A 20274-nucleotide genomic window follows, 5' to 3' on the forward strand; every position below is an offset into this window, starting at 1 on the left:
GGAGGTTAAGCGGTGATTGCGCTTATTGTAGGAATTGTGGTGTCGCTCGTAGTTACGATTGTTGGCACGCCTTTGCTTATTCGTTTAGTGCATCGTTTGCACTACGGTCAGTACATTCGCCAAGATGGACCACAATCTCATTTAGTAAAGCGCGGAACGCCAACTATGGGTGGTGTTGTTATTAATTTTGCTGTAGTAGCAGGTTGGGCTGCTTCTGCTCTTTATAGATATGTTTCTGTTGGCCGCTCGCCTTCATGGTCTGCTGTTTTGGTGCTGTTTGCAATGCTTTCAATGGGTTTACTTGGCTTTATTGATGATTTTGCTAAGGTTCATAAAAAGCAGAATCTTGGTCTTTCTGTACATGCGAAGTTTACTGGTCAAATTATTTTTGCAAGTATTTACGCGCTTTTGTCATTGCTATTGCCAACTCAATCTGGTATTGCTAGCGCTCAACCTGGAATGAGTTTTATTGAAAAACCATTTTTTGATTTTTCTATACTCGGTAAAGGTGTAGGAATCGTAGTATTTATTGTTTGGGTTAATTTCCTTATTGCTGCTTGGTCTAATGCTGTAAATTTGACTGACGGACTTGATGGTTTAGCTTCTGGATCTTCTATGATTGCTTTTGCTGGATACGCTTTGATTGCTTTCTGGGAAAGCTACCATGTGCGCGGAGGCGGTCATTTTGGATTCTCTTACGCTGTTTCTGACCCTCTCGATTTAACTATTATTGCTGTTTGCGCTGCTGTTGCTTGCTTTGGATTCTTGTGGTTTAATTCGAATCCTGCTCAAGTATTTATGGGAGATACTGGTTCGTTGGCTTTAGGCGGATTATTTGCAGCTCTTTCTATTGCAACTCACACAGAGTTTTTGGCTGTGATTTTGGGTGGATTATTTGTAATGGAAGCTGCAAGTGACGTTATTCAAGTTGGATTCTTTAAAGCTACGCATAAGCGTGTGTTCAAAATGGCTCCTATTCATCATCATTTTGAATTGCTCGGCTGGACGGAAACCAAGGTTGTTGTGCGATTCTGGATGATTGAGCTTATGTTTGTGCTTTCTGCGCTTATGATGTTCTACGCTGATTGGGCAGGGCGTTCTGGCTTGCTTATTTAATTTCAAAAATTGGAAGGCTTCAATATGAATATTGTCGATGGCAATGACGTATCTGTTTCGTCTGAATCTACTTGTAAGTCGTGCACAAGCGATAAAGCATTTGCTTTTAAGCGTGTATTAGTTGCAGGTCTTGGAGTTTCTGGTCGTGGTGCAGCTGAGGTTTTGCGCTCTGTTGGATCTGAGCCTGTGACTGCAGACGAAAATAAGCCTGATGCCGATATACATGATTTTTCAGCAATAGACTGGTCTAAAATCGATGCTGTTGTTACATCTCCAGTATTTAATCCTCGCACGCAATTTTTGCAAGAAGCTGCATCGCGCAATATCCCAGTAATGAGCGAAGTTGAATTAGCGTGGCGTTTACGCGTACCTTCTAAACGCACGAATAAACCTGCTTATTGGATTGGCATTACTGGCACAAATGGTAAGACTTCTACTACAGAAATGACTTCTGCAATGCTAACCGCTTGCGGATTAAATGCTCCAGCCGTGGGAAATATTGGAAAGTCTGTGTCACATGCTGCTTTGGAATGTGAGCATGATGCTTTATGCGTTGAATTAAGCTCTTTCCAATTGCATTTCACTGATTCTTTAGCTCTTGACTGTGCTGCTATTACTAATATTGCTGCTGATCATTTAGATTGGCATGGTGGCATGGAAGCGTACGCTCGTGACAAGTCAAAAGTATTTAATAATGTGCAAAAAGCTTTGGTTTACAATGCTCAAGATGAGCGTGTAAGCAAATTGGCAGATTGTGCACAAGTTGCTAATGGCTGTAAAAAAATTGGTTTTACGTTAGAAGAGCCTAAAGATGGTGAAATTGGCGTAAAAGATGGTTGGATTGTCGATAACAGCGGTGTTGCTGGAGGAACTAAAGGCACTCTGAAACCTATTGTCGAATTGCGTGAGCTAAAACATCTGTGCGAGCCTGATGGCAGTGTGTATCCGCATTTATTGGCTGATGCTCTTACTGCGTTAGCTTTAGCTTTAGGTTTAACTGGTGACGTAGATTCTTCAGTTCGTGCTTTACGCGAATTTGCTCCTGGAGGTCATCGCATTCAAACAGTTGCGACTTTGATGTCTGAAGATGAAAATCCTTCGAATTGTATTAGATTTGTAGATGATTCTAAAGCAACTAATGCTCATGCTGCTCGTGCATCTTTAGCTAGTTTTGCTAATAATTCGGTTGTTTGGATTGCTGGCGGTTTAGCTAAAGGTGGTCATTTTGAAGATTTAATTGCAAACCAACTTCATGTGATTAAAGCGGTTGTTGTTATTGGAATAGATCAACGTCCAATTGTTGAAGCTCTTCACAGTTCAGCTCCTCATATTCCAGTAACTATTGTTTCGCAGGATGGTTCTTGCGCTAAATCATATGATTGCGTTGATGACTTAGTTTGTGAGAATATTGAGAATACTTCGCTTGTAAATCCTGATTCTTCATTCGGTGAGGCTGTTATGCGTCAAACTGTAGAAGCTGCTGGGCGTTATGCTAAGCCTGGTGATGTTGTTCTGCTTGCTCCTGCTTGTGCCTCTATGGATCAATTTGTTTCGTACGCCGATCGCGGCAATCGTTTTGCTAAAGAATCTCAACGATGGGTGCATAATCATGGTGTTCAACAGTAATAAGCCTAAAAAGTTTTTGCGTTCATTAACGCGCAAAGTCTCAGAAGTTATTATGGAAGATCATATTGAAGCAGATTCAGATTCTTCTCATTCTTCTAAAAAACAAAAATTCGAATCTTTTAAAAAATCTATTAGAACGTCAGCAAGTAAAGTAGGCGAGTCCGTAAGCAAAGTAGGAGCGTATGCAAGCAAAGCTGGTAAGGAATTAGGCAAATCTGTAGGAAAGTCTGTAAGTAAGTCCGTAAGTAATTCTGTTACTAAAGTTAGCAGATCTGTAGGCTCTTCTTTAAATGAATCTGTAAAATTTGTAAAAGATGTAAAGAAGTCGAAAGTTGCTAAACCAGCTAAACTAGCAAAGCCGGTAAAACCAGCGAAGCCAGCTAATCTTGTAAAATCAGCCAAGCTTGTAAAATCAGCCAATTTTGTAGAGCCTGTAAAGCAAGCAAATCTTGTCAATCCTGTGAAGCCTGCAAAACCGGCAAAGTCAATTAACTACGCAAAATTAGCACATACTGTATCTGGAATATTTTCCTCGAAAAAAGACTACTCAAAAAACTCGTTAGAGCGCAAAACTCAAGATTCAGAATTAAAGAAATATGTTGGCTTGCGCAGTTTAACTAACCCACTGTGGTGCTTATACGGCATGCGAGTATCAGTGGTTATACTGTCGATTTTCGGCTTATTCATGGTGTTTTCTAGTTCTTCAGTAACTATGATTACCTACGGAATCGCACCTTGGGGTCAAGGCGTAAACCAAACAATGTATTGCGTTTTGGGCTTAATTGGCTATATTTTCGCTTCTCGACTTCCAGTTACAGTTTATAGACGATACGTTGCTGTTATTTACGTTATTTCTGTTATTGCACAGTTCTTAACATTTGTTCCAGGTTTACGACGTGAAGTTAATGGTAATGCTGGTTGGATTGCTTTTGGACCTATTACTTTGCAGCCTGCAGAAATTACAAAACTTGCATTATGTATTTGGCTTCCAATAGCTTTGATTGCTGCAAAACAAGCGTATGAGCGTGTGCAAATGCGCGCGTATATTCCTGTAGCAGCAGGACTCGGCGTATCGTTGTTGCTTGTTATTGCAGGTAAGGATCTTGGTACTGCTTTAATTATTATTCTTATTGCACTTATAGCTTTTTATCTTGGCGGATTCCCTACGCGCTGGCTAATAGGAAGTATTTTGATTGCTATTGCTATGGTCGCTATGCTTGTTTTGACAAGCCAAAATCGTATGCGACGTATTCTTGCTACTTTGCACGGATGTGACGCAAAAGCAGCTAAAGGCGTTTGCTTCCAAGCAATTCACGCTCAATATGCAATGGCTTCTGGTGGACTATTAGGCGTTGGTATTGGAAACTCTCGCGAAAAATGGAATTATTTGCCTTACGCTCACAATGATTTTATTTTCGCTATTATTGGCGAAGAGATGGGCTTTTTGGTTGCAGCAGCAGTGATTTTGCTATACGTAATTATTGGTTGGTGCATACTATCTTCAGCATTAAAAGCGAAATCGCAATTTATTTCAATCACATCAATGTGTATCGCAACGTGGATTGTAGGCCAAGGATTAGTTAATATTCTTGTTGTTGTGCAAATACTTCCGGTTATGGGAGTGCCTATGCCGTTTGTGTCAGCAGGTGGATCTTCGCTCGTTATGTGTTTGGTTGCAATTGGCGTAGCTGATGGTCTTATGCGTTCCAATCCGCAACTTACTATATCGAAGTAGTAAGTATTTACAACTTTTTTATAATATGAAAGTTATAACAAGGGTAGTGAAATGAAGTTTGATAATGCTATTGAGCATGAAGTGCATATTGTTCTTGCAGGCGGGGGCACTGCAGGTCATGTCAATCCTTTGCTTTCTGTTGCAAACGCTATTAAAAAGCTCAATCCTGAAGCGTTAATTAGTGTAATTGGCACAGAAGTTGGTTTGGAAAAAAGTCTTGTGCCGAATGCAGGATACGAACTTGACACTATAGAAAAAGTGCCGTTCCCACGTAAGCCAAATCTAGATGCAATTAAGTTTCCAATTCGATGGATGCGCGAAAAACGCAAAGTGCGAAATATACTAGCCGCTAGAAAAGCAGATATAGTAGTGGGCTTCGGTGGCTATGCTTCTGCTCCAGTATATTCTCAAGCTCATGCTCAGCATATTCCTATTGTGATTCACGAGCAGAATGCTAAATCTGGAATGGCAAATCGCTTGGGCGCAGGTTGGGCTGATGCTGTTGGAACAGTTTATGGGAATACTGATTTGCGCACGCGAAAAGGTGTCAAAGTTGAAAGAGTTGGTTTACCTCTTAGACCTGCTATTTCTCAATTGTGTGAAAGATTAGAAAAAGATTATGATTACGCTCGCGTTGAAGGTGCGCAAAAACTTGGCGTTGATCCTAAACGTCCGATTATTCTTGTTACAGGCGGATCTTTGGGTGCAAAAAGCATAAATCAAGCTGTTGCTGCAGCAGCAGGAGATATTTTAAAACATGCGCAAGTAATTCACTTAACTGGTCGCGCAAAAGCGGAAGAAGTGCGAAATATAGTTGCAAAGCAAGTAGGTGAATCGCAAATAAACGATATTAAACCAGAGCATGCTGGCTGTGGCGATTATCATATTGCAGAATATTTAGAGCGCATTGATTGGGCTTTTGCTTGTGCAGATTTAGTTATATGTCGTGCAGGAGCTGGAACGGTTGCAGAAATTTCGGCACTTGGCTTACCTGCTGTATACGTGCCATTGCCTATTGGCAACGGCGAGCAGCGTTTCAATGCTGAGCCTGTAGTAAATGCAGGGGGAGCAGTAATGGTAAATGATGCTGATTTCAATGCAAAGTGGTTTATAGATGAAGGATTAGCTTTATTGCAAAACAAAAAGCAATTACAAGCTATGCGCACTAAATCTTGGAATTATGGTATTCGCGATGCTGCAGACGTTATGGCGAAGCGTATTCTTGAAATCGCAAAAGAAGGCAGAAAGTAATGACTAATCTTAATAGCAATACAACTTCATCTCATAACAACATTGATTTAAACCCAGTAAAATCAGCGTTTGATGATTCACAAACAATTTCAAAACTAGGGCGAGTGCATTTTATTGGCATTGGTGGAGCTGGAATGAGTGTTCTGGCAGAAATGTTGCATGAAGAGGGCGTAAGTGTAAGCGGTTGTGATCGCGAAGCAAATGATCACACTCAACGCTTGGAAGAATTAGGTATTGAAGTAGAAATTGGTCAAAGTGCTTCACATGTTGAGCATGCAGATGTACTCGTGTATTCAAGTGCTATTAAACCAAGCAATCCGGAAATTATGGCAGCGCATGAGCGCGGCATAAAACTTGTTCATCGCAGCGATATTCTTGCGTTATTATTATCTGCAAAAACTGGCGTGACTGTTGCTGGAGCGCATGGTAAAACAACTACTAGCTCACTTCTTTCTCATATATTAACTGTGACTGCAGTGGGCGATTTGGCTGATCCAAGCTACGCAATCGGCGGATCTATTCAAGCTGCAGACGGAACAGTTTTAGACGGCGGTCATGCTGGCAATGGAATTGTTATGGTTGCTGAAGCTGACGAATCTGACGGAAGTTTTGAAAAATACAGCCCAAGTATTGCAATCGTAACAAATGCTGAAGCAGATCACTTGGATCATTACGGCTCTAGTGAACGATACAGAGAAGCATTTGTTGAGCACGTAAGTCATGCTGTCAATAACGTAATAATTTGTGCAGAAGACGAAGGTGCTAGAAAAGTACTTGAAGCTATGCCGGATAATATTTTAAACAAAACAATTGCTTACGGTAATTTGGATACTTGGAGACTAAAAGTCAGCTCGCGCGTACAAAAATTAGCTATGTTCGCAAGTATTGAGCATGAAAATGAGCAAGCTGTAAGTGGTCGAGAAATGTTTACGCTTGTATTGCCGGAAAAAATTTTGGATGAACATGCTAAATGTTCGAACAAGGTGCAAGTTAGCTTGTTAATACCAGGTTTGCATAATGCGCTTAATGCTTCTGCAGCTATTGTTGCTGCAGTATTGCTCGGTATGAATCCAGAAGATGCGGCTCGTGGTGCAGAAAGCTTCCGAGGTGCGTCTCGTCGTTTTGATATTCGTGGATGTGTTGATGGTGTGACAGTTGTGGACGATTATGCTCACCATCCAACTGAAATAGCTGCACTATTGCGCGCTGCGCGAAGAAAGTACACTTCTTCTACTCTTCGCGTGCTGTTTCAGCCTCATTTGTTCTCCAGAACGCAGGCTTTTGCTAGTGAGTTTGCAAAATCTTTGGCTCTTGCAGACGACGTAATTGTTACAGGAATTTTCCCAGCTCGCGAAAAGCAGGAAGATTTTCCAGATATTAATGCTGAAACTATTGTTAAAGCTGCAAAATTGCAGAATCTTGATGTAAAAATTGAAGCGGTTGACGATATGCGCGAAGCTGCGTTGAAACTGGCTTCGCGTGCAAAATCTGGTGATGTGCTGCTTACAGTTGGTGCAGGAAGTATTACTGCTATGACGTCTGTTATGCTAGAAGCATTGTAGTGCTTTGAAATTAAGCGATTAAAATATAAATAAATTATTACGAGAGGCAATTATGGGTCGCGTGAGGTCAAGCAAATCGTACGATGCTGATGCAAATAATTCGCATCGTCGTACCGTTTCAAGTCTTAATATTGCGCGTACTGAAGAGTCTCGTAGTAATAAATCAAGCAGCAGTGCGTCTCGTAGTAGTGCTTCGTCGTTGCGCAAAGACCAGCGTTTCCAAAGGCATATAATCAGCCAAAACACATCGCAAATACGAGTAGCTGATGTCAATGAAAAAAATCATCAAGGTAAGTTTGTTGACGCTAGACTTTTGCCGAAGCTTGATTTTGTAAGAAAAACTTTAAGTCAAACTTCTGGTTCTCTTGGAATGATTACTCGTCCTAGAATAATTAATTTTCGAGAGCGTTTGAAAGAACGTAAATCTGCTTATTTGCAATTTACTGTTAAACGAATTCTTGCAATTCTTGCAGTGATTGCTTCTGTTTCAGCGATTGTTTGGTTTTTATTCTTCTCGCCAGTTTTTCTTCTTAAGTCTAGCGATATAAGTATTTCTGGCTCTAACGAGTGGGTGAGTGAGCAAAAAATTGCTTCAATTGCGTCAACTCAGGTTGGTAAATCGCTATTTTTAGTTTCTTCTCAAGAAGTAATTAACCAACTTAACGATATTCCTGGCGTAACTGAAGCAAAAGTTTCTAAGAATTTTCCTAATGGTTTGCATGTTTCTGTACATGCGCAACGTCCTGCAGCAATGCTCAAAACTCGAGATAGCAATAAATTAACTGCTGTTGACGCTAAAGGTCGCGTGTTAAATGCCGTAGCTCAAGTTACAACACAAGGAATACCTGTTATTGAAGTTTCAAATGTGCAAAGAAGTTTGAATAATAGAGCGGTACTTGAAGCTGTAAAAATTGTTAGTTCACTTTCGGAATCTTTGCGAACTAGAGTTACGAAAGTTAGTGCAAAAACTCAAGATTCTGTCGAAACAGAATTAGGTGATGTTAAAAAAACTATCATATGGGGCAATTCGTCTCAGATTGAGTTAAAGAAAGCTATTGTTGCCAAGATTATTGATGATCCTAGTAAAATTGGAAACAAACGCAGCTTAGATGTGTCTGCTCCCGTGCGTCCAATTCTTAAATAGGGTTTTAAAACTTTATTAATTGCATTGTCAAGATTAGGTGTATAATAGTAATTCGTGTGTGCCAACGGCGTGCCTTATGTTATAGGTGTGCGTGTTGGGATATCCCAAGTGCCAAAGATAGCGCGCAGTAATGTGTGGCTGGAGGCGCGAGGGCCATCGGGCCGGTGGACTGTGGCTTTTACTCTTTAACCGATTCTTTGGTTATGGTGTGCTGCAGTGTGGCGGTTTTCACCAAATAGAAGATAACAATGAATCGGAGAACTTAAGTTGCCTACGATTGAACAACTTGTCCGTAAAGGACGTCAGGCCAAGCCGAAAAAGTCAAAGACTTTGGCCTTGAAGGGTAGCCCGCTGCGTCGTGGCGTGTGCACCCGTGTGTACACCACCACTCCTAAGAAGCCAAATTCCGCGCTTCGTAAGGTTGCTCGTGTGCGCCTCAGCTCTGGTATTGAAGTAACCGCCTATATTCCAGGCGAAGGTCACAACTTGCAGGAGCACTCCATCGTGCTCGTGCGTGGTGGCCGTGTGAAGGATCTCCCAGGTGTGCGTTACCACATCGTGCGTGGCGCATTAGATACCCAGGGTGTCAAGGACCGCAAGCAGGGTCGTTCCCTGTATGGAGCAAAGAAGGCGAAGTAAAACATGTCACGTAAAGGACCTGCAAAAAAGCATCAACTGCTTCCTGATCCAATCTACGGCTCGACCGTCGTGGCTCAGTTGATTAACAAAATCCTTCTCGATGGTAAGAAGTCCATCGCAGAAAACATCGTCTACACCGCTCTTGAGCAGGTGAAGGCAAAGACCGAGCAGGAGCCAGTTTCTGTATTGAAGCGCGCTCTTGATAACATTCGTCCAAATCTTGAGGTTCGTTCTCGCCGCGTTGGTGGTGCAACTTACCAGGTTCCAGTCGAAGTTAAGCCTGCTCGTGCAAACACTCTTTCCCTCCGCTGGCTTACTGACTTCTCACGCGCTCGTCGTGAAAAGACTATGGCTGAGCGTTTGGCCAACGAAATTCTCGATGCCTCCAATGGCTTGGGTGCTTCCGTGAAGCGCCGCGAGGATACCCACAAGATGGCAGAAGCAAACAAGGCTTTTGCTCACTATCGCTGGTAATCCACAAGATAATCGGTATCTTAAAGAGCTAAGGATAAGAATATGGCACAAGATGTGCTTAACGACCTGAATATGGTTCGTAATATCGGCATCATGGCGCACATTGATGCTGGTAAGACTACTACCACCGAACGTATTCTTTACTACACTGGTAAGAACTACAAGATCGGTGAAACTCATGATGGTGCTTCTACCATGGACTTCATGGCGCAGGAGCAGGAGCGCGGTATTACTATTCAGTCTGCTGCAACTACCTGCTTCTGGAAGCGTCAGACTCATGACGTTGATGATCGCTATCAGATCAACATCATCGATACCCCAGGCCACGTGGACTTCACCGCTGAGGTGGAACGTTCCCTTCGCGTGCTCGATGGTGCTGTAGCAGTCTTCGATGGTAAGGAAGGCGTGGAGCCTCAGTCTGAAACCGTGTGGCGTCAGGCTGATAAGTATAGCGTCCCACGTATCTGCTTCATCAATAAGATGGATAAGCTTGGCGCTGATTTCTACTATTCCGTCAAGACCATCAAGGAGAAGCTCGGTGCAACTCCACTCGTTATTCAGCTTCCAATCGGTGCTGAAAACGACTTCATCGGCGTTGTTGACTTGATTCGTATGAAGGCTTACGTCTGGAATGACGTTAAGGACGATATGGGTGCTCACTATGACACCGTTGACATTCCTGAAGATTTGCAGGAACGTGCAGAGCAGTATCGTGCTGAACTTATGGATCAGGTTGCTGAAGCTGACGATGAGCTGGTTGAGAAGTATCTCGAAACTGGCGAACTTACTGAAGAGGAAATGCGCGCTGGTATCCGTAAGCTTACCATTGAGCGTAAGGCCTTCCCAGTAACTTGCGGTTCTGCATTCAAGGATAAGGGTGTTCAGCCAATGCTGGATGCTGTTGTCGACTTCCTCCCAAGCCCAGAAGATGTTCCATCTATTAAGGGCTTCAAGCCAGGCGACGAATCTGTTGAAATTGACCGTAAGCCAGTTAATACAGATCCATTCGCAGCATTGGTATTCAAGATTTCAACCCATCCATTCTATGGCAAGCTCGTGTTCGTACGCGTTTACTCTGGCGAAGTAAAGCCAGGCGATTCCGTGTACGATTCCACGAAGTCCAAGAAGGAACGCGTTGGTAAGATCTTCCAGATGCATGCTGATAAGGAAAATCCTGTAGATTCAGCTGAAGCTGGTAACATCTACACCTTCGTTGGTTTGAAGAACGTCAGCACTGGTGATACTTTGTGCGACGAAAAGAACCCAATTTCTTTGGAATCCATGACATTCCCAGATCCTGTTATCGAGGTTGCTGTGGAGCCAAAGACGAAGGCTGATCAGGAAAAGATGAGCTTGGCTTTGGCTAAGCTTTCTGACGAGGATCCTACATTCCAGGTTAAGACCGATGAGGAATCTGGTCAGACTTTGATTTCCGGTATGGGCGAGCTTCAGCTTGACATTATCGTTGATCGTATGCGTCGTGAGTTCAAGGTCGAAGCGAACGTTGGTAAGCCACAGGTTGCTTACCGTGAGACGATTCGTAAGGCTGTTATGAACCAGGAATACACTCACAAGAAGCAGACCGGTGGTTCTGGTCAGTTCGCAAAGGTTTTGATGAACTTCGAGCCTCTCGATACAGAATCTGGCGAAACCTACCAGTTTGTCAACGAAGTTACCGGCGGCCACATCACCAAGGAATTCATTCCTTCAATCGATGCAGGCGTGCAGGAAGCTATGGAATCCGGCGTTTTGGCTGGCTTCCCAGTTGTGGGTGTAAAGGCAACCGTCACCGACGGTCAGACTCACGATGTCGATTCTTCGGAAATGGCCTTCAAGATTGCAGGTTCCATGTGCTTCAAGGAAGCTGCTCCTAAGGCTAATCCGGTAATTCTCGAACCAATTATGGCTGTCGAAGTCCGTACTCCAGAAGAGTACATGGGCGACGTCATGGGCGATTTGAACTCTCGTCGCGGTAACATCCAGTCTATGACTGATGCTACTGGCGTGAAAGTTATCGACGCCAAGGTGCCGCTGAGCGAAATGTTCGGCTACATTGGCGATCTTCGTTCCAAGACTCAGGGCCGCGCAATGTTCACCATGCAGATGGACTCTTACGCGGAGGTCCCGAAGGCCGTTTCGGACGAGATTATTAAGGCTCAGCGCGGCGAATAAAGCGCACGCTACTTCGGTGTTTTCTGTCCCCGGTCAACGCTAGAATTTCCTACGTTGACTGGGTTCTGGCACCGAAGTGGCACCTAACCCAGAAACCCAGTAATATGTAGCGAAAGACCTCTCACAAATGTGTGAGGCAAACTACGAGACGTCCAGGAGGACAAACACATGGCAAAGGAAAAGTACGAGCGTACTAAGCCGCATGTTAACATTGGTACCATTGGTCACGTTGATCACGGTAAGACTACCTTGACCGCGGCTATTTCTAAGGTGCTGCATGGCGAGTATCCAGATCTGAACCCTCAGTATGACTTCGATCAGATTGATGCCGCTCCAGAAGAGAAGGAACGCGGCATTACCATTAACATCGCACACATCGAGTATCAGACCGCTGAGCGTCACTACGCTCACGTGGACGCTCCAGGCCACGCTGATTACGTGAAGAACATGATCACCGGTGCTGCTCAGATGGATGGCGCAATCCTCGTGGTTGCTGCTACCGATGGTCCTATGGCTCAGACCCGTGAGCACGTTTTGCTCGCTAAGCAGGTCGGTGTCCCGAAGATCCTCGTTGCTTTGAACAAGTGCGATATGGTTGATGATCCAGAACTTATCGACCTCGTCGAAGAAGAGGTTCGTGACCTCCTCGAAGAAAACGGCTTCGATCGTGACTGCCCAGTCATCCGCACCTCTGCTTACGGTGCTTTGCACGATGACGCTCCAGATCACGAGAAGTGGGTAGAGACCGTCAAGGAGCTCATGAAGGCTGTTGACGAGTACATCCCAACCCCAACTCACGATCTTGACAAGCCATTCTTGATGCCAATCGAAGATGTGTTCACCATCTCCGGTCGTGGTACCGTTGTCACCGGTCGTGTTGAGCGTGGTAAGCTCCCAATCAACACCCCAGTTGAGATCGTTGGTTTGCGTCCAACTCAGACCACCACCGTTACCTCCATCGAGACCTTCCACAAGCAGATGGATGAGGCCGAGGCTGGCGATAACACTGGTCTTCTTCTCCGTGGTATCAACCGTACCGACGTTGAGCGTGGTCAGGTTGTGGCTGCTCCAGGTTCTGTGACCCCACACACCAAGTTCGAAGGCGAAGTTTACGTCTTGACCAAGGACGAAGGTGGCCGTCACTCGCCGTTCTTCTCCAACTACCGTCCACAGTTCTACTTCCGCACCACCGACGTCACCGGCGTTATCACCTTGCCAGACGGCGTTGAGATGGTTCAGCCAGGCGATCACGCAACCTTCACTGTTGAGTTGATCCAGGCAATCGCAATGGAAGAGGGCTTGACCTTCGCAGTTCGTGAAGGTGGCCGTACCGTTGGTTCCGGTCGTGTGACCAAGATTCTTGCCTAGTATTTTCTAACTGAAAATATTAGCTAAGGCTTAATAAAGACCCCGCGAGGAAACTCGTGGGGTCTTTTTGTTGTATTCGCGTACGCGACGACCTGCTTGAGCGCTGCGTTCCAAGCGTTTTCCACGATTTTTTGCAGCTTACTAAAATGTCGAAAATACCAAATCGTTTGGTGAAATCGACAAAACGCAAGCCAAAACTGTCGAAAATACCAAATCATTTGGTGAAATAAACAAAACGCAAGCCAAAACTGTCGAAAATACATAATCGCAAGATGTTTTCGACATTTTCTATTGACTGCAAAATATTTAACGCGCGCCTCGATTCGCTAGCAGCGCGATTGTACAGTTTCTGCCGTTTTTTCGCGCGTAGCCGACTTTTTCTTTACACCGCTGTAAAGTTTTGGTCGGAATTTGACTGGGAAGCGGCATAAACTGCGCACGGTTGTAAAGTTTTTGCCGTTTTTTCGCGCGTAGGCGGCATAAATTTTACACCGCTGTAAAGTTTTGGTCGTTTTTTGTTACTTGTGCAGATGGTTGACTGCGTTCGTAACGACCTGCTTGAGCGCTGTCATTTAGCGCGAAAGCAACTCGGAGCGCCGAGCTTGCTCAGGGTTGAAAGCACGGTGTGCTTTCAACGCAAGCGAGGTCTGCATGCGTCTTTATTGACGCAGGCGGGGCAGGTTTGCATGACTGTGTTTTAGAAACTAGGTTGTGACTGGTGTGCGCTGACGACCTGCTTGAGCGCCACCGTTTTTGGGACACTGGTGCAGATTGCGTACTGCGCGAGTAACGCTAAATCGCAATTATTCGTTACTAACGCAGAATGCGAACTGCGCGAGTAACGCTAAATCGCTGTTATACGTTACTAACGCAGATTGCGTATTGCGCCAGTGTCTGAAAACAAGCAAAATGAAGACACTCGCGCAGAACTACACTGTGCATAATAAAACCCTGCCAAATACTAATCTGGCAGGGTTAAATAACTAAGCAACTAACACACTTAAGTTAGTTTTAGTATTATTAATCCCTATTATCTCCAAGCAACTCTAGCAAGTAGATGAACATATTAATGAAGTCCAAGAACAGCTGGAATGCGCAGAAAATAGATACTTTCTTAACCATTTCAGGCTGATTTTCATATTGTGCAAGTAATGCGCGAGTTTGCTGAGCATCGTAAGCTGTTAAACCTGCAAAAATAACGATGCCAATTCCAGCCATAAGACGCATTGTTCCAGTATCTTGCCCAATAAACGAAATAATAATTTGCGCAACAACGAACACAAGTAATGCAACCATTAAAATTGGACCAGCTTTAAGCAAATCCTTTTTTGTAGTAAGTGCAAGCATTGTCAAGCACAGGAAGAACCCTGCAGTTAAAGCAAATACTAATGCCACAGATCCAAGACTAAATACTTGAAAAACTGAGCTTAAAGTAAATCCTGTTAAAGCAGCATAAGCATAGAACAAAACTCGTACTGTTGTCTCACTCATCTTCATTAAACGCGTTCCAAGAACAACTGCTATCACAACTTGAGCAATTGCCAACATCATCCAACCCCATCCGCGGGTTGCAAACATAAATCTAAGCCAGAAATTACCGCTCTGAGTGAACAGTGCCACAAGAGTTGTAACAATCAATCCAAGCGTCATTTCGCCATAAGTGCGTCCTACTGAAACTCTTTTTGCTTCTTCAAAAGCATATGTTGCCTGAGTGTCAATAACCTCAGGAGCACCGCTTCTGTAATAATCTTGAGTAAAGTTTGTCATTATTTCTCCTTAACAGCTATGAAATAAAACGCTGTCAAGACAACGTTCTCACATAATTATAATTAAAGCATCTGGGAAAATGCTAAAAAATGTAACGTAATTTAGTACATTTGCACAATAAGCTGATTTTAGTATTGCGTAATCTTGCGCTTAATATTGCGTAAAATTGCGCTTCGTATTTGTACTATGCCTTACTATTAGGTGCTTCTTCAACTTGAGGAGCACCATTAATATCGCGGTGAATACCTTGCATTTGCGTTTCAATATTTTGCAAGCTATGCGCGCAATCGAGCAAAGTTTGAGAGTGTTCAGCCAACTTTGCATCCGGCAAACCGGCTTTGTACCTTAAAGCATGCTCCAAGCTAGCCCAATAATCCATCGCAATAGTTCGGAATTGCACTTCAACTGGCGTGTAGTGTGCTCCAGAAGACAAGAACACAGGGACTGCATAAATTACGTGCAAACTGCGGTATCCATTAGGTTTTGGATTCTTAATATAATCCTTAACTTGCAATACTTGAATGTCTGTTTGTTTAGAAAGATATTGCGCTACAGAATACACATCGTCGCAGTAGTTGCAAATTACGCGAATTCCAGCTACGTCGAAAAGATTATCGCGTATAGAGCGTGTGGAAATATCTAAATGACGCCTTTGCAGCTTCTCAAAAATTGAGTGCACTGATTTAAGACGGCGTTCCATGTGATGAATTGGGTCGTGAGAGAACCGCACTTGAAATTCGCTATCTAGAATCTCGAGCTTTGTACTTATTTCGTACATTGCTCCTTCGTAAATTTGCATCATGTTTACAAATTCGTCGATTTGGTCTTCAGGAAGCATAAGCGAATTAGTTTTGCCGCATTGGGAGCAATTTTGTTGGTTTTTTGTATTGCTAACGTTGCTGCCAACATTGCTGTTTACGTCGCTACTTACGTTGCTGCTTTCATTAGCTGCTTCGTTGCTATGAAGACGCGCATAGAGTTCTGCTGCGTTTACGCAGTTATGACGATCAAGTATCACGTCTTTTAATAATACTATAAAAACTGCTAAACGTCTGGGAGTGCGTATGTAAATGTAATATTCTTTGTAAAGCGTGATATAAATATCTTAGGTAGTTGCGCGCAAGCAGAATCTAGCAAAGTATTTTGACGGGGAGTGTATTTTGTCTGAAAATAAGCAGGATAATATTCCGAAAGTAATTTCAATAGTTGGTCCTACAGCTTCAGGCAAAACTAGTCTTGGTATTGCGCTTGCAAAAAAATTAGCTGAGCGGGGGATTCGTGCGGAAATCATCAACGCAGACGCGTATCAAATGTATCGTTACATGGATATTGGTACGGCGAAGGCGAGCGCGCAGGAGCAAGCGGAAGTACCTCATCACTTGCTTGACATTATTGATCCTGAAGAAACTATGACGGTTGCGCGCTTTCAAACTCTTGCCAGGAAGTGTATTAGTGAGTTGCAATCGCGCGGCGTGAGGCCGATTTTAGTTGGAGGATCGGGATTGTATGCTCGTGCTGCTGTGGATGATATTACATTTCCAGGCACGGATGAGTCTATTCGTGCAGCTTTGGAGGAGCGCGAGCACAAAGAGGGAGCAGGTGCGCTGTTTGATGAGTTGAAGCAGAAGGATCCGGTTGCTGCGGCGAATATGGATGCGCGCAATCCGCGACGTACAATTCGCGCGCTTGAAGTGATTGAGCTTACAGGAAAGCCTTATTCCGCAACGCTTCCGAAGTATAAGTATGTGATTGATTGCGTACAAATTGGCTTAGATTTGCGTCGTGAAGATTTAGATAAGCGCGTGGATTTACGTACGCAAATTATGCGTGAGCAGGGTTTTGTGGATGAGGTGCGCGCGATTCGAGGGCGATTGGGCGTGACTGCAGTTCGTGCTCTCGGCTACCAGCAGATTATGGATTATTTGGATGGCGTGTGGAGTGAGGATGAGGCTTTTGCGGATATTGCGCAAAAAACTCGACGACTTGCGCGCAAGCAAATGGGTTGGTTTGGTAGGGATGCTCGCATCCACTGGTTGGACGCGTTGCGACCGGATCTTGCGGAAGCTGCGCTCGCGATCGTTGATGCTGCGGACGCGGGGGAGTTTGATTGTGATAGTTCTGACGATACTGAGCACGCTACTCAGCATCATCTCGGAGATGCTTTTGACGCTTAATTTAAGCCTTGGAAACATTGGGTTTTGCTACAAAAAACGCCACTGTTTAATGAGTGGCGTTGTTGCGTTTGTGGAGTCGCGGGGAATTAGCATTTAATAGCCGCTAATGCCTTATTTTTCTAAGAGTTTCATAGAATAACGTTTTAGTACCAATGCGCTCAACATCGCCTTATCTTGCGTTTTCATGGTGACATTAATGAGATATTCTGTAAAATATATCTTACTCGTATATGCATAATAAGTTTTTGAAAGGAGATTAAATATGAAAGCTTTAGATATAGCATCAATTTTTATTGATCGATATGGAAAAACGCTAGCATTAACCAATCTCACTTTGAATAAGCTAGTATATTTTGCACAAGTAGAATCGTTGCGCAATAATCCTGAGTGTCCACTGTTTACGGATGAGATTCAAGCTTGGGAATATGGTCCTGTAGAACCTAGTGTTTATAACGAGTTTAAGCAGTTTGGGCGAAATCGTATTTTCAATGCGCCTAATCACGAAACCAGCCAGTATGCTGATTGCATTGTAGATACTGTTATTGAAAAATATGCTTGGATGAATGTGTTTGATTTAGTAAATTATGCTCATCGTACTGGCGGCGCATGGCACAATGTGTATGATGCGTCGCACAATAAGCCGATTCTTGTACAGAATATTCTGCAATCGTCAGATGTTACTTCGTACCCTGCTAAGAAAAATACGTTTATTAGTGCTGTAGATGCTGTAAAAAAACAGTATCCGAATACTTTGCGTATCCTTGGTGACGCATGAGCCAGTATGATGCTCTTGTTTGGAATGAGGAACAGATTATTGCCTTCGCAGGAATAGTTTGTTCTATTCAACGAGAAATTGTTGATACAAGCCAAGGACTTGCTACTGTTAAGCAAGAAGTTCAGGGCAGCGTTGAAAATGTTTTGTATTCTTCATTTGCGATTATTTTTGATAGATCTCCAGCTGATCGAAATAATTATACGGATATTTTTGACCAAATCGCTGACTTTGCTACGCATCTCGCTAAAGACCATATTTTCCCTGATGCCAATAAGCGTACGACAGTATTAACGTGTGTAGCTTTACTTCGCAATAATGGGATTATTCTTGATATCGAAGATAATGTAAATCCTTTTGACAATGATTTATATAAGTGGATTCAGAATATTGTTGAAGGTAAGATTGCGCGTGCGAGTTTAGCTGAACAGTTACGTTCACACGCACATTTATTATCGAATGAAGTTAATTAATTAAATAGAGTCCCGAACAATCCAGGTGTCCGGGACTCACTGTCCATTATACTGCAGGTTCATTATGAAATTAGATGCAATAGTATCAGCTATGTTCTCACTCGTTATTATCGCTGGAGTATGGTGCCATTTTTCGCCTTGGCTCATTACTAGTTGTGCTGTAATCAGTGCCGTATGTGCGTTAGATGCTGGCAGAAAACACAAATAACTGACGTTTGGACTCTATCTGAAGCTCTTGGCGTTACTTGCGACGTTATCCAGGACTATCGCTCTTTTCTTTCCACTCCCGTTCTTGTGTGAATCGTATAGAGACTAGGCACGCGTCAAATAAGCCGAACTACAAATATTTGCTTTACTAATAGTAGAATATATGTCTAATGAAAGGAGTGAGTGATGGATAATAGTGCAACAGTTCTTAATTCTGAAAATAGCGCGAATTTTACTGTTAAGTATGATGGCATTGCGTTGCAGTCTCATGAAATGGACGTTAAGCAGCTTGCTCCTGCACTTTTAGCATTATCTCAAGCGTTTGAAAAGATTCAAGCTCATACCGCTCCTAATTGTGTTATATCGTTGAAAGCAAAGGCTACTCGTGAGGGTTCTTTTAATATTGACCTTATTGCGAGTGTTGCTAATAGCATTGTTGATTTGTTTAATAGCGCTCAAGTAAATGCCGCAATTAACGCGGCTGCTATTGTGGGTGTATTTTTAGGAACAGTTAAAGGTGTTAAACATTTTTTGCATAAGGGTGCTCCAGTAAAGCAAACTCCTGGTAAAACAGATGAGCGTACTGGGTTGGAGTGCGTAAAATTAGAGTTTCCAGATGGCTCTAAACTGACTACTTACAAGGCTTCTGTTGAGCTTTTAACAAATGAAGAATATTTGAAGGCATTGAAGGCAACTGTTGAACCTGCTACATCTGATGGTGTTGATTCTGTAACGTTTAGCGACGATTATTGTGCAGAAACGGTAGATTCTGAAGAAGCATATGGAATATCACAGTATTCTTCTATAAGCACCAAAACTGAGGAGAGTATCGTTGAAACGGTGGTGCAAGCGTTAGATATTTCGTTCCGTGATGGTGGTAAATGGCGTATTACTGATGGTGTGAAAACTCAGTTTGTTCAGGTTGAAGATAGGGATTTTATTAAGCGTTTGAATGATGGTAAAGAGTCTTTTAGAAAGAACGATATTTATAAAGTTGCTATGCTGATTCGTAAAAGTATTGACAATAATGGCATGTTGACGACTCAATATGTTTCTATTAAGCGAGTTTTAGAACATAGGACTGCATCAAGCCAGCCGCCATTGTTCTAGTGTTTTATTTACACAAAAGGCGTTGAAAATTGCGATTTTGCATTTTCAGCGCCTTTTTTGCGTTTGTGGAGTCGCGGGGAATTGAACCCCGGTCCGGTGACCGTACCCTCGGTCTTCTACGTGCGTAGTCTGCTGGCCGTGCGGCAGTTTTTCTGCCCCCATGTTATCGCAGACAATTCATGGCGAGCATATCTACAGTAAAAGTCCCTGAATTGCCCTGCAGCCCGGCAATTCAAGCAAGTCTTCTAATGACGTTCAGCACCACTCCGAAGACGTGAGTGGGTAAACGGAGCAGCTGCTCACTGGTTAATCCTGGCGCGAAGCTCAGGCAGCGAGAGCGAACTCAGTGCGATTAGATTTAGCACTTATTCTTTTGCGAAAGGACGTTTACGAGTGGACTTTCGCGTTCTCGGCACGCTTCCCCGCGGCGAACAGATCGCCGTCGAAACCGATCGACCCCTTTTGAATTTTCAAATATTCACTGCGTTAAAGCACATTTGTTGCGCTAAAACACACGTTTTCACATTATATCATATATTGCGAGCGTTAGTTTCTTTACAACGCTGTAAAGGGAAAATCGTTTTTTTGGAACATTTGCCGGAATTTTCTTCAGCTTTTGTAGCTGATTTTCCGGGGTTTGTTGTTGTTTTGGCTGTTTTTTGGAACATTTTCCGGAAATTTATT

Annotated in this window: 16 protein-coding genes and 1 other RNA gene; 14 read left to right on the top strand and 3 right to left on the bottom strand. The window is 43.3% G+C overall.

All coding sequences use genetic code 11. The features are described 5' to 3' along the window. The first annotated feature begins 12 nt into the window (after positions 1–12). The 10 genes from mraY (at position 13) to tuf (ending at position 13087) form a co-directional block, all read left to right on the top strand. Entirely contained in the window at positions 13–1116 is a 1104-nt protein-coding gene (gene mraY, locus AC1EKT_RS00395; protein WP_481615852.1) for a phospho-N-acetylmuramoyl-pentapeptide-transferase, read from the top strand. Positions 1117–1140: 24 nt separating this feature from the next. Next, positions 1141–2742: a UDP-N-acetylmuramoyl-L-alanine--D-glutamate ligase gene (gene murD, locus AC1EKT_RS00400; protein WP_481615853.1), complete on the top strand. Its 1602-nt coding sequence runs from the start codon at positions 1141–1143 to the stop codon at positions 2740–2742. 523 nt (positions 2743–3265) lie between these two features. Beyond that, positions 3266–4477 (top strand): peptidoglycan glycosyltransferase FtsW, encoded by a 1212-nt coding sequence (locus tag AC1EKT_RS00405; protein WP_481615999.1) that lies wholly within the window; start codon positions 3266–3268, stop codon positions 4475–4477. 51 nt (positions 4478–4528) lie between these two features. Then, the gene (locus tag AC1EKT_RS00410; protein ID WP_415689563.1) at positions 4529–5728 is read left to right on the top strand and encodes a UDP-N-acetylglucosamine--N-acetylmuramyl-(pentapeptide) pyrophosphoryl-undecaprenol N-acetylglucosamine transferase; all 1200 of its coding nucleotides are present in this window, start codon (positions 4529–4531) and stop codon (positions 5726–5728) included. After that, positions 5728–7290, top strand: a complete 1563-nt coding sequence (murC, locus tag AC1EKT_RS00415; RefSeq protein WP_481615854.1) for a UDP-N-acetylmuramate--L-alanine ligase — start codon at positions 5728–5730, stop codon at positions 7288–7290. Before AC1EKT_RS00410 ends, murC begins: the two co-directional genes overlap by 1 nt. A 52-nt stretch (positions 7291–7342) precedes the next feature. Beyond that, positions 7343–8434 (top strand): cell division protein FtsQ/DivIB, encoded by a 1092-nt coding sequence (locus AC1EKT_RS00420; protein ID WP_481615855.1) that lies wholly within the window; start codon positions 7343–7345, stop codon positions 8432–8434. Positions 8435–8701: 267 nt separating this feature from the next. After that, positions 8702–9073 carry a 30S ribosomal protein S12 gene (gene rpsL, locus AC1EKT_RS00425; RefSeq protein WP_003813881.1) on the top strand — a complete coding sequence of 124 codons (372 nt, stop codon included), beginning with the start codon at positions 8702–8704 and terminating at the stop codon, positions 9071–9073. 3 nt (positions 9074–9076) lie between these two features. Beyond that, on the top strand, positions 9077–9547 hold the full coding sequence (gene rpsG / locus AC1EKT_RS00430) for a 30S ribosomal protein S7 (RefSeq protein WP_012914396.1): 471 nt from the start codon (positions 9077–9079) through the stop codon (positions 9545–9547). A 42-nt stretch (positions 9548–9589) separates the two neighbouring features. Next, on the top strand, positions 9590–11719 hold the full coding sequence (gene fusA / locus AC1EKT_RS00435; RefSeq protein WP_119526223.1) for an elongation factor G: 2130 nt from the start codon (positions 9590–9592) through the stop codon (positions 11717–11719). 168 nt (positions 11720–11887) lie between these two features. Continuing rightward, positions 11888–13087: an elongation factor Tu gene (tuf, locus tag AC1EKT_RS00440; protein ID WP_004118785.1), complete on the top strand. Its 1200-nt coding sequence runs from the start codon at positions 11888–11890 to the stop codon at positions 13085–13087. A 1020-nt stretch (positions 13088–14107) separates the two neighbouring features. On the opposite strand, the gene AC1EKT_RS00445 is transcribed toward tuf, so the two are convergent. Both AC1EKT_RS00445 and AC1EKT_RS00450 read right to left on the bottom strand, forming a co-directional pair. Beyond that, a complete protein-coding gene (locus tag AC1EKT_RS00445; protein WP_422118382.1) occupies positions 14108–14854 on the bottom strand; it encodes a Bax inhibitor-1/YccA family protein in 747 nt (248 codons plus the stop codon). A gap of 184 nt (positions 14855–15038) precedes the next feature. Next, positions 15039–15872 (bottom strand): GTP pyrophosphokinase, encoded by an 834-nt coding sequence (locus AC1EKT_RS00450; RefSeq protein WP_481615856.1) that lies wholly within the window; start codon positions 15870–15872, stop codon positions 15039–15041. Between the two features lie 142 nt (positions 15873–16014). On the opposite strand from AC1EKT_RS00450, the gene miaA reads away from it, so the two are divergent. From miaA to AC1EKT_RS00470, 4 genes are all read left to right on the top strand, one after another. Next, positions 16015–17028, top strand: coding sequence for a tRNA (adenosine(37)-N6)-dimethylallyltransferase MiaA (miaA, locus tag AC1EKT_RS00455; protein ID WP_481615857.1), 1014 nt, complete (start codon positions 16015–16017; stop codon positions 17026–17028). A gap of 262 nt (positions 17029–17290) precedes the next feature. Next, positions 17291–17803 carry a Panacea domain-containing protein gene (locus AC1EKT_RS00460; RefSeq protein ID WP_415687895.1) on the top strand — a complete coding sequence of 171 codons (513 nt, stop codon included), beginning with the start codon at positions 17291–17293 and terminating at the stop codon, positions 17801–17803. Continuing rightward, positions 17800–18273 (top strand): Fic family protein, encoded by a 474-nt coding sequence (locus tag AC1EKT_RS00465; protein ID WP_481615858.1) that lies wholly within the window; start codon positions 17800–17802, stop codon positions 18271–18273. Before AC1EKT_RS00460 ends, AC1EKT_RS00465 begins: the two co-directional genes overlap by 4 nt. Before the next feature lie 393 nt (positions 18274–18666). Continuing rightward, positions 18667–19590: an LAPAL motif-containing putative phage structural protein gene (locus tag AC1EKT_RS00470; protein WP_415687893.1), complete on the top strand. Its 924-nt coding sequence runs from the start codon at positions 18667–18669 to the stop codon at positions 19588–19590. 63 nt (positions 19591–19653) lie between these two features. Here the strand turns inward: AC1EKT_RS00470 and ssrA are convergent. Next, positions 19654–20050, bottom strand: a transfer-messenger RNA (tmRNA) gene (ssrA, locus tag AC1EKT_RS00475). Positions 20051–20274 lie beyond the last annotated feature (224 nt).

It is taken from the genome of Bifidobacterium sp. C0047B3 (assembly GCF_056590535.1).